The sequence below is a fragment of the Bacillus pfraonensis genome (assembly GCF_050768835.1).
GTDB lineage: Bacteria > Bacillota > Bacilli > Bacillales > Bacillaceae_G > Bacillus_A > Bacillus_A pfraonensis.
The window spans coordinates 14,287-30,488 of record NZ_JAHCDO010000009.1 but is presented as its reverse complement, the minus strand read 5'-3'; the positions used below and the strand labels follow the sequence as shown (position 1 = coordinate 30,488).

Annotated in this window: 15 protein-coding genes; 5 read left to right on the top strand and 10 right to left on the bottom strand. The window is 34.3% G+C overall.

What is annotated here, in order from left to right; translation table 11 throughout:
• Window positions 1-6: 6 nt before the first annotated feature.
• Window positions 7-1,104, bottom strand: a complete 1,098-nt coding sequence (locus KFD70_RS10000; protein ID WP_336452424.1) for a DUF58 domain-containing protein — start codon at window positions 1,102-1,104, stop codon at window positions 7-9.
• Window positions 1,101-2,030 carry an AAA family ATPase gene (locus tag KFD70_RS09995; protein WP_336452425.1) on the bottom strand — a complete coding sequence of 310 codons (930 nt, stop codon included), beginning with the start codon at window positions 2,028-2,030 and terminating at the stop codon, window positions 1,101-1,103. Before KFD70_RS09995 ends, KFD70_RS10000 begins: the two co-directional genes overlap by 4 nt.
• Before the next feature lie 436 nt (window positions 2,031-2,466).
• On the opposite strand from KFD70_RS09995, the gene KFD70_RS09990 reads away from it, so the two are divergent.
• Together KFD70_RS09990 and KFD70_RS09985 are read left to right on the top strand one after the other, a co-directional pair.
• Window positions 2,467-3,033, top strand: a complete 567-nt coding sequence (locus KFD70_RS09990) for a hypothetical protein (RefSeq protein WP_336452426.1) — start codon at window positions 2,467-2,469, stop codon at window positions 3,031-3,033.
• Between the two features lie 252 nt (window positions 3,034-3,285).
• Complete coding sequence (locus tag KFD70_RS09985) at window positions 3,286-4,347, top strand: acyltransferase family protein (RefSeq protein ID WP_431613167.1); 1,062 nt, start codon at window positions 3,286-3,288, stop codon at window positions 4,345-4,347.
• 205 nt (window positions 4,348-4,552) lie between these two features.
• Here KFD70_RS09985 and KFD70_RS09980 read toward each other — a convergent pair whose 3' ends face one another.
• The gene (locus tag KFD70_RS09980) at window positions 4,553-5,080 is read right to left on the bottom strand and encodes a hypothetical protein (RefSeq protein WP_431613166.1); all 528 of its coding nucleotides are present in this window, start codon (window positions 5,078-5,080) and stop codon (window positions 4,553-4,555) included.
• Window positions 5,081-5,340: 260 nt separating this feature from the next.
• Between KFD70_RS09980 and KFD70_RS09975 the strand changes: the two genes are divergently transcribed.
• From KFD70_RS09975 to KFD70_RS09965, 3 genes are all read left to right on the top strand, one after another.
• Window positions 5,341-5,514 (top strand): hypothetical protein, encoded by a 174-nt coding sequence (locus KFD70_RS09975; protein ID WP_431613165.1) that lies wholly within the window; start codon window positions 5,341-5,343, stop codon window positions 5,512-5,514.
• Between the two features lie 416 nt (window positions 5,515-5,930).
• A complete protein-coding gene (locus KFD70_RS09970; protein WP_174102717.1) occupies window positions 5,931-6,143 on the top strand; it encodes a hypothetical protein in 213 nt (70 codons plus the stop codon).
• An 825-nt stretch (window positions 6,144-6,968) separates the two neighbouring features.
• On the top strand, window positions 6,969-8,201 hold the full coding sequence (locus KFD70_RS09965) for a cytochrome P450 family protein (RefSeq protein WP_336452430.1): 1,233 nt from the start codon (window positions 6,969-6,971) through the stop codon (window positions 8,199-8,201).
• A gap of 135 nt (window positions 8,202-8,336) precedes the next feature.
• Here the strand turns inward: KFD70_RS09965 and cntE are convergent, their stop codons facing one another.
• From cntE to KFD70_RS09930, 7 genes are all read right to left on the bottom strand, one after another.
• Entirely contained in the window at window positions 8,337-9,518 is a 1,182-nt protein-coding gene (gene cntE, locus KFD70_RS09960) for a staphylopine family metallophore export MFS transporter CntE (protein ID WP_431613164.1), read from the bottom strand.
• A gap of 131 nt (window positions 9,519-9,649) precedes the next feature.
• A complete protein-coding gene (locus KFD70_RS09955; protein ID WP_336452432.1) occupies window positions 9,650-10,396 on the bottom strand; it encodes an ABC transporter ATP-binding protein in 747 nt (248 codons plus the stop codon).
• On the bottom strand, window positions 10,390-11,205 hold the full coding sequence (gene cntD / locus KFD70_RS09950; protein ID WP_336452433.1) for a staphylopine uptake ABC transporter ATP-binding protein CntD: 816 nt from the start codon (window positions 11,203-11,205) through the stop codon (window positions 10,390-10,392). Before cntD ends, KFD70_RS09955 begins: the two co-directional genes overlap by 7 nt.
• A gap of 4 nt (window positions 11,206-11,209) precedes the next feature.
• The gene (cntC, locus tag KFD70_RS09945) at window positions 11,210-12,106 is read right to left on the bottom strand and encodes a staphylopine uptake ABC transporter permease subunit CntC (RefSeq protein ID WP_431613163.1); all 897 of its coding nucleotides are present in this window, start codon (window positions 12,104-12,106) and stop codon (window positions 11,210-11,212) included.
• Window positions 12,107-13,039, bottom strand: a complete 933-nt coding sequence (gene opp1B, locus KFD70_RS09940) for a nickel/cobalt ABC transporter permease (RefSeq protein WP_336452435.1) — start codon at window positions 13,037-13,039, stop codon at window positions 12,107-12,109.
• Between the two features lie 44 nt (window positions 13,040-13,083).
• Window positions 13,084-14,709, bottom strand: a complete 1,626-nt coding sequence (gene cntA, locus KFD70_RS09935) for a staphylopine-dependent metal ABC transporter substrate-binding lipoprotein (protein WP_431613196.1) — start codon at window positions 14,707-14,709, stop codon at window positions 13,084-13,086.
• A gap of 151 nt (window positions 14,710-14,860) precedes the next feature.
• Entirely contained in the window at window positions 14,861-16,177 is a 1,317-nt protein-coding gene (locus tag KFD70_RS09930; RefSeq protein WP_431613162.1) for an opine metallophore biosynthesis dehydrogenase, read from the bottom strand.
• Window positions 16,178-16,202 lie beyond the last annotated feature (25 nt).

Below are 16,202 nucleotides of genomic sequence, written 5' to 3'. Positions count from 1 at the left end.
CTCCCTTTACTTCACGATTTGCACCCACCCTTTTTGCTTCTCAGGTGGATATCCAATAATTAATGGAATACAGCCCGCTTCTTGTCTTCGGAATCCTGTTTGATAAAAGAAATGCGCATTAAGCGGTGTATCTTTTTCTGTTAACGAAGACAATAGATCCATTGCTTTATAAAGTTGTTTTCGGTGCTTTCCGCCATTTAAGTGAATCACACCTTGTTCCCGTATTCCATTTATCCATAGTTCAAACGAGCAGTCTTGTGAAATTAACTCCCGACATACCCCAGCAGCGACTTGAATTAAATATTCCATATCCGTACGAAGCGTATATCCTGTTTTCCCCAATAGATTTACATACAGCGCATACCGATCGCCTTGTGTATATTCATACTTTTTCGCACTAATCACTCCAGTTTTTGCGGTTGCACCCCAATGAATCGAACGAAAAGATTCTCCTTCATATGCTTTCACACCTACTATTTTCGTTTCATCATATAACGGAGAAACAGCCGCTCTGCGAAACCCATGCTTCCAAGTTGTCATTTCTGGTATTGTTACTTTCGACATTTGCGGAAGAATATGAAATACAGGAAGTTTCTTTTGTTCGATAGGTAAGTAATATGTTAAAAGACCGAACGGATCTGATATTTTCACTTCCGCTGCTTGCCACCCTTGTCTTCCTCTTTCATTTGCATTCCCCTCTAACGTAATTGTTATCATATCTCTCCCTTCTATCTGGAAAGGGATTTGATAGGAGTGATTCGAACGCTTCATCTTCTGATCCGATTCCCACTCCACTTGTTCGTCAGAGCGAAACTGCAGAGCTGCTTTAAAAATTGGGAAACGGGCCTCATTTATAATTTGTACGACACATTCTCCTCTTTCGTTCATAAATAGTCTCTGTTGATTTTGAGAGATATCCCATCTCACTCTCATGATTGCTTTCATATATAAATACAAAAATCCGACTAATAACAAATAAAACAAAAAGATAGCCACAATGAAAAATTGATTGGTAAATACGACGAGAATAAGACAAATAGCACCAATTCCCCCTATAAAAAGAGACTCTAACAACGGATGTTTCTTTTTTATAGTCTCATTCATACGCTTTCCACTGGAACTGCAAGTTTTTCTAAAATCCCTTGCAGTACATCTACTTTAGTTGTTTTCATATCCCCTTCAATTGTTAACGTTAAGCGGTGTGCACAAACCGGAGCTGCTAAAGCTTTCAAATCATCAGGAGTTACATATTCCCGCCCCTTTAATAAAGCCCTTGCTTGAACAGCTCTCATAAAAGCTAAAGATCCACGCGGACTCACCCCAATTTCTACTAAATCATGATTTCGCGTCGCTTCTACAATATCAAGCAAATATTCTTCCACCTCATCATGTATGTGAATCTTTTTAGATTGCTCTTGCAACTCCAATATGTCAGAAAGAGTTACAACGCCTTGTAAGTCATTAAATGGATTGTTTTCTTTAAAGCGTTTCAACATTTCCTTTTCATATTTACGATTTGGATATCCTTGGCGAATCGTTAATAGAAAACGATCTAACTGCGCATCTGGAAGCGTAAATGTCCCTGCCGACTCTAACGGATTCTGCGTCGCCAATACAATAAATGGGCTTGGTAATACATGTGTTATCCCTGCAATTGTTACTGTTCGTTCTTCCATTACTTCCAATAACGCTGATTGTGTCCGTGGAACGGCCCTGTTAATTTCATCTACTAAAACAAGATTTGCAAAAATAGGTCCTTTCCTTGTTTTAAAATCACTCTCTTTCATATCAAAATATTCTAAGCCTACTACATCACCAGGTAACGTATCAGAGGTAAACTGGATACGTTGAAAGGCTCCATCAATACTTTTCGCAAGTGTCTTCGCCAGTGTTGTTTTTCCTGTTCCTGGTACGTCTTCTAATAAAACATGTCCGTTTGCGACTAGCGCAATCATTGCCAAATCAATTACTTCTTCCTTTCCTACAATGACTTTCGAAACATTTTCTTTAATTTTCTCTAATATAGACATATTTTGTATCCACCTCTATTATTTTACTTTTCTGATATTTTAACATGATAACCTTTTTCTATAAACTGGAAAATCTTTTTCTTCAGCCATACTTCACATATTCTTTTTTTCATGTAAAAAACTACTTGTACAAAAGAAATAAACCGTGAAATCTAGCGAATAAATGATAGGTTTCATCTATATAATCAAAGACTAAAATTTTGTAATGTTTATACCTTTCATCTCAATGGTATAAAGTGAAACTTCTATTAGTGGGGGTTTCTTCATCCCCCACTAATTGTTAGCCCTCACCAATCAGGCTTTTACGGGCAGTCATCTCCCACCTATCTTCCTCGTTTCACTTTGAATATTAAGATGGGGGACTTATGGCCCATAGATCAGGATATTTAGCTGAACGTCGGGAAAGATACACCTAAAAATGATTAGGGTGGTGTCGATGAATAGAATTTTTTACCTTTTCTTGTTATTTATTTTTTTCCAAATAGTTACTGTAAATAACGTATTTGCAAATTCAAATGATAAACCCCAACCTTTTGAACAAATCTATTCTGAAATTGGATATACAACTGTCGAAGAAGCTGTACGTGAAGTTGAAAAACATTTCAAACAAGACTTAAAACTGCCACTTAGAGTTCCTCCTATCGAATTCACACACTATTTTGGAAGATTTAGTGATTTAGAAGGTGAAATGAACGACTCATTTGAAATGGAATTTATTAGTGATAAATCTCCTGAAAACCATTACAAAATTGATGTGCGACCTGTTAAGCATAAAATCCCAATAAAAGATAAGTATGTTTTGGGTGTTTATAAGCTGAAAAATGACATTCAAGCCACATATATGAATATTTCTAGTTTTAATGTATTAGTTTTTGATAGAGATAATTGGCAATATATGCTTAGTTTTGATAAAAGGGGTTCTGACAAGGTGACACCCAAAGTATTAGTTAAAATAGCTAATTCAATTGATTACTCTTCCGAACAGAAAAACAAATATGATTGAAGGTATCGGGAACTTTGTATGAAGTTCCCTAATTTAGTTTAAAAATCTACATTAAAATTTAACAGATCCATTTCTTTAAATGTACAACACGATACATATACATTTTTCTCTTTCTATTACATTACAAAATTATTATTTCATTACCAGTGTTTCTATTTCCTTACTAACGTTTTAAAGCCTAATAACATATTGGAAAAGTCACTTTCATTCCTTTTAAAATAGGTGTTGGTATTACAGCCAGGAGGTGAAAGCATGATAAATAAACAACGTGAATTGTGGCTTGATTCAGCAAAAGGATTTGCAATGATTCTTGTTGTTGCAGGGCATGCTTACAATCATAACAGCCTTATAACCTACATCTATTGGTTTCATATGCCTGCCTTTTTTTTGTTTAGCGGTTATGTATCTAAACCGGTAGAACGATGGTCACAAATCGGACCTTATCTAAAAAGAAGAGCACATAGCCTTCTCATTCCTTATATAACGTACTTAGGTCTCTTCACAATCATTCGCTATGTAGAAGAATTAATACAAGGGAATGTTTCTTTAAATTGGTATATAGAAGATATTGGAAATGTACTGTTTGGTGGAAGGTTTATTACAAGCTATTACGGAGTATTTTGGTTTGTAACTTGTCTGTTCTTTACACAAGTATTATTCCTTGTTATCTTTCTTATTTTTAAAAGAACAAAAACCCGCTTGTTGTTTATTATACTCTTATATATAGTGTCTCATATTGAAGGAAGTTATATCGGTACATTGGGCGGCTTAGAGCCTTCCCTACATGTATGGATCCCTTGGAATATAGATGTGTCTATGCTTGCCCTTGTATATTATAGTATAGGGTATTATATAAAACCGTATATACAACAAATCCCTTCTGTACTTACAGGGGTCTGTATCTTATTGATAATTGGATTTATTACAATTCAGGAACTGAATATGATGGATTATCATTTAAGTATGAAGTATGTATCATATGAACACTATGGTTTGGATGTAGTGATTCCGTTAATAATGACCATAGCATATTGCGGGATATTCCAGCTCATGAAATCCGGAACAATCCTATCGCTTTTTTCTCTTATTAACAAAAAAGGCATGGCTATCATGTATATGCACATAGGGGTTAATAAAATCCTCCTTCAATTTACAGATTACGGAAATATAATTTATACAATTGTAGGAGTAACAATCCCCCTATTCATTACTATATTTATTGTAGAGAAAAAAGATAAAGTTAGGAATCTCTTCTTATTCATAATACAAAGGCGTAGTGAATTAAGACGCTCTAGAAGGATGAGAACAGGATAAAGTGAAACTTCCATCAGTGGGGTTTTTCTTCATCCCCCACTGATAGTTAGCCCTCACCAATCGTGCTTTTACGAACAGTTGATTCCCCACTTACTTTCTTTACTCCTGCTGAATTTTGAGATGGGAGTCTTACTGCCCGTTAATGCGGGATAAATAGTGTATACAACTCTCTATACAAAAAAAGATGTCTAAATTAGACATCTTTTCATTTAGATACTAGATTAGCAAGTTTCCAATGGATATCTCCAAATGGATCAAGCTTGCTATCCATATATAGATACATACTATTGAAATCTTTTGGTAGATTTTCCATCTTAAATGAAACGTCAAAAGTTAAAGAGTAGCCAGCTGGAACACTTTTGAATTTCTCTTCGTACATAGGCATAACTTGACCTTCATATTTTTCTCCCGACTTTTCATCTTTAACAAAATACTGTATTTCTGAAAGATCAATTGCTTTTTCATCAGCCCGAGCATTATTAATCGTAACACGAGCTACAATGCGCTCTATTCCATCTACTTGCTCATATTTTGCATTTTCAACTGTTGCTCTGTAGTACCCACCTTTTGCAATTTCTCCATATAGTAGTGCATCCTTCTCCATTTTGTTCTCTTCAGACACTTCTTTTGATTGAGTAGTTACTTCTTGCTTTGTTGTCGTTTGTTCACTACAAGCTACCGTTAAACTTGTAAGTAAAAATGCTGTACATGTTACTTTTAGTAAAGATTTCATAGAACTCCCTTTCCCTATCCAAAAAATTAAAACACAGGAATAATTTTACTCCAAAAGATAGATAGAAAGGAAGATTTTTTAGGGAATTTGTTTTTATTCCTAGAACGCTGATTATGTCAATGAAAAGTTCCTTAAGTATTTCTAATGTACTCTTTGTAAATGATTAGCCAAGCGTTCAGAAACAAGAATGGTATAAACCTTCACAACAGAGAAATAATACCAGTATAAAGTAACTATCTATTTAAGGAGGAACAATGCATATGTCTACTCATAAGCCAAATCGTTCAAAAAAAGAATTAACAACCCAAAAAAACCAACACACAAATGAGTTGAACGCCACGGAAGATGTAAGCATGCAGGATGGCGATAACATCTCAATTTACTGGGGCGATGAATGGAATGTAGAAGAGGGAGAAAAGAAACAAGAAAAATAAGGATAAACCTTAGAGATATTATATAAAGTGAAACTTTAATCAGTGGGTTTTTCCCCATCCTCCACTGATTCTCATTCCAATTATCTCGTAAAAAATATGTTCTGTTTAATAAGTAACGATACAGTTTTCAATAAACCTCAATATTCCATCAGTAATGTAGATACAATAATCTTTCTCCTCCCCCTGGAAGATGAGCAGTTAGCTATTTCTAGCTGCTCTTTTTAATTCATGTAATTTCTTTTCAAGTTCCTCCATTCGTTCATCTCTAATTTAAACATTATCTCTTAAAAACTCATTTTCTTCTTTTTAAGAAAATTCTTTCTAAATATTTAGCAACACTAACATCTGGAGGTATTTGTAAAATAAAAACGAATTCCTATATTTGCAAGATATAAAAATTTTAGGAGGATGTTAAAATGGAAAAAACAATGATGGTAGGAACAACAAACATGATGATGTCTATGGAAAAAATGATGTGCGAAATGAAATGTATGAAAATGATGATGAACAATATGATGCAAATGGATGTAGAAATGGATAAAGCTATGGTGAATAAAATGCAAGAATGTGATGAAATGATGAATTCTACTATGTCTATGATGAAAGCAATGAAAGAGAAATGTTGTTAATAAACAAAATTGTTTAAATACGTATATAAGGAAAGCTAGGTTTTTATCAGTCTTTCTTTAATTCATTTTTGATACGATTATATTTTAACACCTTTTTTTCAAAATGTTTGCCACTAAAAGGATATAACAAAATGTTTGAATCAAGAAACTTTTTGAGATTTTCAATGTCGTAATATATTTACATTAGCACTAACAATTGTATACATGTATCTTCTTACATTAGATTAGTTTTGCTTATCAACAAAAAAGGAAAAGAATTATTATAATTCTTTTCCTTTTCTAGTAGGGAAACTTCATATTCATTAGTTTTCCAATGAAAAATGTTGTAGAATTTATATCCCCTATTATAACAATATAAAGCATACATTAATATGAAATATTGCATATTAAAATGTATTTATGCCTAATACTTAGATTTTTTCTGGCTTGATAAATTGAAGGAGCTGTCCAATTTTTGTTTACTCGCTTGATAGTGATGTGAAGCAATCCATTTAAGATTGAATAAAAAAGAAGGAATTCCTACCTTTTCTCTTGAAAAGAAATATCGTCATATAATTGCTTCTAAGCAATAAGGCGCCCAAGCAGTTAATTGAAAAAATCCACTTCAAGAAGGTGTTGACCGTAAAAGAATTGTAAGCTGATCTAGATTAAATTGGCGCATTTCAAAAGAAACTTGTAGAGAAAAGGACACGATTGATGACGAGTATGCTCAAAATTTTTTCAATTAGATGAATCGTTTTCGTAGCATAATCCATCATTAATTTTTCTAGTAAAGAGGATATATAAGCCTTTTCACTCACCAATTAAACTGAAAGGAGTAAACAAATGAAAAAAATTACTCTTAGTGATTTAAACTCACCTGAAACTATGCGTGATCCTATTATGTTCTATAAGCCTCTCTTCGAAAAACAAGAACCCCTCTTTCGTCTGGATGACTTTTACGGTATGGGGGGAGCTTGGATCGCATTGCGCTATGACGATGTTTTTTCCATCCTGAAAGATCCTCGTTTTCTCAAAGATTTGCGAAAATTCGAACCACCCAAAGATAAACAGAAATTTATTGAAGAGAATACATCTGTGAGCAAGCTGTTTGAATGGATGATGAATATGCCAAATATGCTGACAGTCGATCCACCTGATCATACTCGCTTACGCCGGTTGGTCTCTAAAGCCTTTACCCCGCGTATGGTTGAGAACCTTCGTCCCCGTATTCAGGAGATTGCCGACGAATTGTTGGATGCGGTAAAGGAAAAAGGAAAGATGGATATTATTGCGGATTTTGCCTATCCTCTGCCCATTATTGTTATTTCAGAAATGCTTGGAATTCCCACTGCTGATCGAAATCGATTTCGTGCCTGGACACATGAACTCATGAACGCTGCTATGGATCCTCGTCAGGGTGCTACAGTTACTGCAACGCTCGAAAAGTTTATTCATTACATTGAAACATTACTAGCACAAAAGCGCGTAAATCCTAACGATGATCTGATGAGCGCTCTAGTCCAAGTACAAGAAAAGGAAGACAAGCTAAGTAAGAACGAGCTTCTTTCGACGATTTGGCTTCTCATTATAGCTGGGCATGAGACAACCGTCAATCTAATTGGTAATGGCATACTCGCGTTACTGCAACATCCCGAACAAATGGACCTGCTACGAGCCAACCCTTCGATGCTTCCCTCCGCTGTCGATGAGCTGTTGCGATATGCTGGTCCAATTATGGTAGGTAACCGTTTTGCCGGTGAAGACATCACGATGCATGACAAAACGATTCACAAAGGTGAAATGGTGCTGTTCTCTCTGGCAGCTGCCAACATTGATCCGAAGAAATTCTCTAATCCTGAAGCATTAGATATTACACGCGAAGAAAATGATCATCTAGCTTTCGGCAATGGTATCCATCACTGTTTAGGTGCTCCGCTGGCACGCCTAGAAGGACAAATTGCATTTGGCACATTGCTGCAACGTCTACCTAATCTGCGTCTAGCAACTAAACCCGAGCAACTCGTTTATAATTATAGCAAATTCCGTTCTCTTGCAACTCTACCAGTAGTTTTCTAGCTCTTGCTGCCCGTGATTACCAAAATCATTAAAAAAATTGGCTTTGCCTAACAAAAACTCATCCCCCACTTTCATTGATGTTTTCACACCTTCATGTTTAGACGTGGGGGATGAATTTCGAGATAGTATTAAATTTTACCCAGCAAATATTCTTCTTCGATCATAAGCAAAAATAGTCATCATTACACCTAAGATAGCACAAACCATATACATAAATGAGTATGAGGTAAAGTCAGCTATCGGCCCCATAATGACACTGCCTAGCGAAACACCTAAATCAGCCATGGCAATAAATAAACCAATTAACACATTACGATTCTTTTGTGGCAAGACAAAAGTCAAATACGTTGTTAATGCTGGATAAAGAAGAGCCTGAGGTATTCCCATTAAAATTGCACCTATGTAGAAAAAAACTGCTCCGCCTATTATAGAAAAACTTACACACTGTGCAGCTACTGCTAAAAGAATCATAGTCCCCATAACAAAAGACGAGTGCCATTTACCGTCTGAAGGAATTTTTTTTCTTAAAGCAAAACGAACGAAGACAACAGTCCCCGCCTGAAGCATTAAATAAACTCCAGCATTTCCACTTTTCAACTGTATAGCGTATAGTGGTATAAATGTTGTAATAGCTCCAAATACGATCGAAGCAACTAACATTAATATACTGCATTTGAACAAAAGTGGATTTTTTACTAACTGCCTGAAAGATTCAAGTATACTTTCTTCTTGCTCAGTACTATCTGAAACAGGTTGCTTCTTTCTTTTTTCTATTTTAACACTATAGCCAAACATCCCTGTAAAGATGGCAATTGTTATCAGCACCACTGTAAAATAATCCATACCTCCTGCCTTCCAAATGTTATATGCTACTACAGGCCCAATAATACCTGGCATATTAGCAAATAAAGAGTAAAGTGAAATTCCCTGAGAGCGATCCTTCTCTGACAGTGCATCAATTATCCCCAGCTGTAATGCCATTGAGAAGAAAGCTGTCGAAACTCCTTGTAAAATACGTGCAACGAAAAAGCCCCCTAACCCAGAAATAGTATATAATATTAAAGCAAAACCATTGAGAATGAGAATAATACGTAATACGTTTATCGGACCGTACTTTTGAATAATATGACCTGCCCACGGGCGAAAGAACATAGTTGTAAATAGATACCCTCCCATAATTAAACCAATTGTTGTATTGTTCGCCCCTAATATTCCCCCTTGCAAAGGAATAATAACGTTTAATATGGCATTAGCACTAAAATAAAGAAAAACTAATATATATAAACGTAGAAAAGGCCAAGACATAGCTCCATTCACAATTTCTCCTCCTAATTCTATACCTCTTTGCAACGAACTCTTTTTCTGAAATCGTTTCATTATTTACCTAAAAAGACCTACTCTTTTCATACCTACACTATAATAATGATGCATACTCAACATGGATCATATCAAAACGTTACTACCATCCCCAGTAATTTCCTTGCATATTCTGACCGAACATCCTTTAATTGCTCAATCTGGGCTATTTCTTCAATCTGACCATCTTTAAAGATTATAATTCTATCACAGATATAGGCAGCAGCTTGAATATCATGTGTTATAAAAATATAACTCATATCATAAATCTTTCTTAATTCCTTTAATAATTCAAGTACTTGTTTTTGAACAGATACATCTAAAGAGCTGATTGCTTCATCTAATAAAATGCATTTGGGCTCCGTTGAGATAGCTCTTGCGATACATACTCTTTGAATTTCCCCTCCCGATAACTCATGAGGGTATTTCTTTCTATAGGACGGATTTAATCCAACTTGACTTAGTAAATTATTAATCTTGTTGTTAAATTCTTTTCTATCCTTTTTCTGAGCTTTTAAGGGCTCCATAATCGCTTCTTCAACAGTAAAAAATGGATTGATTGAGGAAGCATAGTCTTGAAAGACAGCGCTAATGTTACCTAACCTCACTTTTCTGTCCTCTACACGATTTCCCTCAAATAAAACTGTTCCACGGTCAGACTTTTCAATTCCTAATATCAAGCGTCCTAATGTTGACTTTCCACTGCCACTTTCTCCGATAATGCCGAGACATTCGCCATTCCTACATTCAAAACTAACTTTCTTCACGATTTTCTGCTTTTTTCTAGAAAATAATCCGCCTTTATTATAAGATTTCTCAACACGATCAACTATCAACAATTAGAACTCCTCCCCACTATTCTCTTAAAATGATTGCTTAGTGCTAATCTAGTGGATACTAAATATCTTGTATATTCATGTTGTGCTTCTGAAAAGATGGTTTGGGTATTGCCCCTTTCAATAACTCTCCCATCCTTCATTACCAAAATGTTATCGGCAATTTTTTTTACAATACCTAAGTCGTGGGAAACAAAAATCATCGAACACCCCATTCTTTCCCTTAATTTAACAAATTGCTCAACGACCTCAAATTGTGAAATTGTATCTAGTGCTGTGGTCGGCTCATCAGCAATTATAATGTCAGGCTTCAATACTAATGCCAATGCAATCATAATTCGTTGTAACATTCCACCCGATAGCTGGTATGGATATTTATGCATTATCTCTATCGGATTTTTCAACATGACACTTTCCATAGCATGTTTCATTTCACCCACTATTTTGCTATTATTCCAACCAAAATGTTGGGCAAGCGTTTCCCTTAAATGAACACCAATCACACAGGAAGGATCAAATGCACTCATGCCATTTTGTAGAATCATACAAAGTTTTTTTCCTCTTTTCTTTCTCATCTCTTTCTCAGAAAGACTATTCAAGTTTTCTCCTTTAAATAGAATATCTCCCGATTGATGAATACAAGGTTTATTCAATCTAATAATTGACCTACACGTTACAGACTTCCCACTGCCACTTTCTCCCACGATTGCTAGACAGCTTCCATGCTCTAAATGAAATGAGCTATTATAAATAATCACTTTATTAGTGTTGCTATTCCAGATTCTTAAGTTTTTGACTTCTAATATATTCATAAATTTATTTTGCCACCTCTTTTTCTTTTAACTTATCTTTAGGGGTGATCCAATTTTCTCGAGCATTATTTTTAGAAGTTCTTAATTTAGGATCTAAAGCAATCTGAAATGCATCAGATAAAAAATTAAACGCCGATACCACAATAATAGTAGCTAGTCCAGGTGCTAACATTAACTCTGGTTTTGAAAACATAACTTTTCTCGCCTCATTTAACATCATTCCCCATTCGGCATCTGGGGCTTGAACTCCTAAACCTAGAAATGAAAATCCAGATATTTGTAAAATCATTGAACCAATAGAGCTACTTGAGATCACCGCTATATCAGGCAATGCAACAGGAACAATATGCTTACATATAATTTGCATATTACTAATACCAGATGCTTTAGAAAATTTCACATAGTTTAACTCAGAATACTGCATAACAGATGTTCTGATTACTCGAGCAAACCATGCCCATTTGATGAAAATAAATGCAATTAATATATTCTTAAAACCCACGCCTAGAATACCCACAACTGCTAATGCCATAACGTACCCTGGAAAAGAAAGCATAATATCACAAATCCTCATGATAAAAGCATCTACTCTTCCTCTAAAATAACCGGCTATGAGCCCTAAAATAGTTCCAATTGAAACAATTATCAATAGCGTAACTAAAACCCATAGAATACTAGGACGAATTCCATAAATCAGTCTAGATAAGACACATCTCCCTAAGTGATCATTACCTAATAGGTATTCCCACGATGGGGCTTCATACCGAAGTCTCATATTTACTTCCTCGGGATCATGTGGCGCAAGTAAAGGAGCAAATATACCGGCAACAATTATCACAACAATGACTACCAAAGATATAATGGCTAACCTATCTTTCCCTAAAGCTTTTAATATTTTCATTTAGAGATCATTCCTTAATTTAGGATTCATTACAGCATTTATAATGTCGGAAATCATATTAAACAACACAAATGCTACCGCTAGTATAAGGACATACGCTTGGATAACCGGTAAATCTCTACTTAGAATAGATTTAACACTCAGACTTCCTAACCCCGGCCATGCAAACACATTTTCTATTACTACTGTGCTTCCCAATATTATAGGTATAGACATACTAAATATTGAAACGGCAACTTGCAGTGAATTTCTTAAAACATGTATAGTAATTTTCCCCTCTGTTAAGCCACATGCTCTTCCATACAGTACATAGTCTTCATTTAAGTTACTTAACATCGAACTTCTAACAGTTCGAAAGTAAACACCTGCATAACTTATCGTGATGACAATAACCGGTAGAATATAACTTTTATACGAATTCATCCCGCTTGTTGGTAATAGATCGAATTTAACAGAAAAATACCAAATCATAACGGAAGCAAGCCAGTATGATGGCATTGCTGTTAGAAGAAATAAAATCCCTCTTACTGATTTATCAATTATCCTTCCTTCTTTCATTGCACAGATAACACCTAATAATATCGATAAAATAATAATGGAAACAGATGACACTATGGTTAGTTTTAATGTATTTAGAAAAGCTGGTCCTATTAATGACCAAACTGGTTTCCCTGTAACATATGAATTCCCAAAATCTAATTGCAAGCAGGCAATGGTCCAATGTAAATATTGTTCTATAAATGGTTTATCCAGCCCTAACTTCTCTTTCGTTTGTGCAATTAATTCACCTGTTATTTCTGGAGTATCTTGTGCACGTAATACCACTTCTGCCGGATCTAAAGGAGAAAGATTGATTAAAACAAACGTTGCCAATGAAATAACGAAAAGTAAAGGAATAGATATTAATAACCTTTTAATAATATAGCTTCCCATAGAAAATCTCCTTTTAATAAAAGGGGGAACCCCCCTCTATATCTTTATTTAAAGTTCATTCTCTCAAATGGTAACTCATATTGTGTTTGCTTAAATGAAATGTCTTTTAAGTTTTTGGGAGCAACTACAGTGACACGACCATATGAAATTGGAATAAAGACTGCTTCATCATGAACAGTTTTTAAAATATCAGCATACAATTGTTTTCGTTCTGCCTCATTCGTAGATACCATAACCTCAGCAATTTTATTGTAAAGCTCATCTGCCTTTGCAATACCACTAGTAGTCTGCAAATAAGAAGCATTGGAAGTAAAACCAGCTATTGTGCTTTGTGGATCATACGCTAGTCCCCATGTTTGATTGAATAGTAAGTCATAGTCTCCTGTTGACCTTCTATTAGCGATTGAAGTTGATTCTTCACCAATAATTTTTAATTGAATACCTATACTTTTTAACGAACTTTGAATAAATTCAGCCTCTGCTTTTTGGGAAGGAGAATTACTATCATAATAAAGATTCATTGCTAGTTTATTGCCGTCTTTAGTTCTAACAACAGCATCACCTTCCAATACCCAGCCTGCTTTTTTTAAAATTTCTTTTGCTTTTTCTAAATCATAGCCTCGTTTCTTCAATGGAACATCTGCATAATTAACATTAGAAGAGAACAGTGTATTAGCTACTGTTTCGGTATTATTTAAAATATCCTTGGTAATTGTTTCTCTATCAATAGCGTACCAAATAGCCTCGCGAACAGCTTTTTCACTTACTGGATTATGAGATTTACTACTATTAGCCACGATCATTTTCGTATTCATTGCTTCACTTCTAGTAATTTTATAGTTGCCTGAATCAATCAATTGCTTCATTGCCTCAACATCAATACTGTCTGCACCTCTATCATCTGTGAAAGCAAAATTAACTTCTCCTTTTTGTAATGCTAAAAATGTTGTTTCCCCTGCTGGTAGAACTTTAGAAGTTATCTTCTTAATTTTAGGTAAGCCACCCCAATAGTTTTCATTTGCTTTAAAGGTTGCGGATTCATTGATTTTATGTTCATCGAGAATATATGGACCTGTACCGTTATATCCATTTACACCATCTTTTGTTTTCCCATTTACAAAATTTTCAGGTGATATAAATACATAAGGTCTAGTCATAGACAATTCAACTAGAGTTGGATAATATGCCTCTGATAGCACCAATTCAACTGTATATTCATCCACCACATTACAAGCTACTATTTTTGTTGATAGTTTAATCCATGAATGCTTTTCTGCATTATTTTGTATAGCATCAATATTTTTTTTCACTGCTTCTGCATTAAATGGTTCCCCATCATGAAATTTCACGTCTTTCCTTAGATGAAAAGTATATATTTTTCCATCTTTTGATATCTCCCATGATTTAGCAAGTAAAGGCTTAATCCCTTCTTTTGTATTTTCAACTAATGATTCATATACCATTCCTTGAGCGGACATTGAACCTGTATACAAATGCGGATTCATATCATTAATATCTTTAGATACTGCATAAGTTAATTCTTTTTTGTTACTTATTGAATGATCACCTTCCTTTTTCTTGCTATCTGAGCTTTTCAAAATTATAATGCAGGCAGCTAGAAGGCATAAGACCGAAAAAACTAGAATCGCTACCTTAAATCTTTTAATCAACAAAGTATTCCTCTCCCTTTCGTCTTCTTAATTTAGATGTAATTTATTTTTGCTATTTAACTATGATTGACGTTCCAAACATATTAATCAAAATATGAAAATAGTAATCATTACGATTTAAATAGTGTAGTGATTTACTTTAAGTGAAAGCTTATTCCACCATCTTATCTTCAATATTTTTTCCTATTTCACTACAAATCATATTCAAATCTTCATCGAAACTTTGAATACAATATGCATTAGATAATAATTCTCCTTTATAGAATTGAGCAACTTTTTCAATTTTACTCTCGTATGTCTTAATAAATTTATCTATTGTTGGACAATTTAAACCTAAATATTTTGCAATTCCTTGTATTATTTTAATACGATAATAGTCTTCCTTAGGCATTCTCGGGATATCCCAATACCCTTCTCTATTGACAAACATTTTTCTAATTGGAACAGCTGAAAAATCAAAATATTTTCCATCCTTATCTGGTTCTGAAAAAGGATCAATTAATAATGAGGAATAACGAATATACAATAAATATTCTTGATGGATATCTTCTAAATGATTAAAGTTTTCTATATCTTGTCGAGATAGACTTTCCAATCTTACTGGATAATTATCATCTGTCATGAATTTCAACAAATTAAGTTTTTTAATCTTCATTTTCTCTACAATATTCATAATTTCCTTCCATTGGGCCAGCATATCACGTATTAAATATTGTGTAATTGGACCTTCAGGGTAAATTTTATACACAAATTTTTGGGTATCTAAACCTCCGAATATTGCACTTAACGAAAAATCATTCATAAATAATGGTGGGTGAACATACAAAGAAATATTTCTTGTTTCTGCCTCAATTGGAGATTTCATGATTTCTAGAATAATTCCTAATTGTTCATATGCCTTACAGAGCATGTCGACATTTTTAGATGGATAATCCGTCGATCCTATAGCAATTCTTTTCTTAATCGCTGTTGTCAAAACATGATTAGAAGGGCTATCGTCCATCCATCGTGTATCCCCATAATATGTAGAAAAGCTAATAATTTCTGCTCGCGAATTAATACGATTCATATAATTACTTATTAAGCTATTTGAACCAAAAGTCGGAGAAATTAGAACAATACACCTTACTTGTTTCAAAATCTCTTTATTAATTTGCTTTATTACTTCAATATATGCATCCGTTGTTACAGAGAAAATAATGGTATCCCAATTACCTTTAATAGTTTCATACCCTTTAAAAACTTGATCAACGAAGCATTCACCTTCCATATTTCGATGTTGTTCATTTTGAATACTTACACGAATTAGATGATTACTTTGTTTAAGAGCCGAAAAAAAGTTCTCTGAACGAACTGATTCTCTTCCAGCAATCCCTACGTCACTTTTCAATTTCTTTTTTAAATTTACAGCAAGTTGAATAGATGTAGGACCAGTTCCTAATACTAAGACACGCTTAAAAGCACTCATAAAATCTTTCCTTTCTCATAAGTAA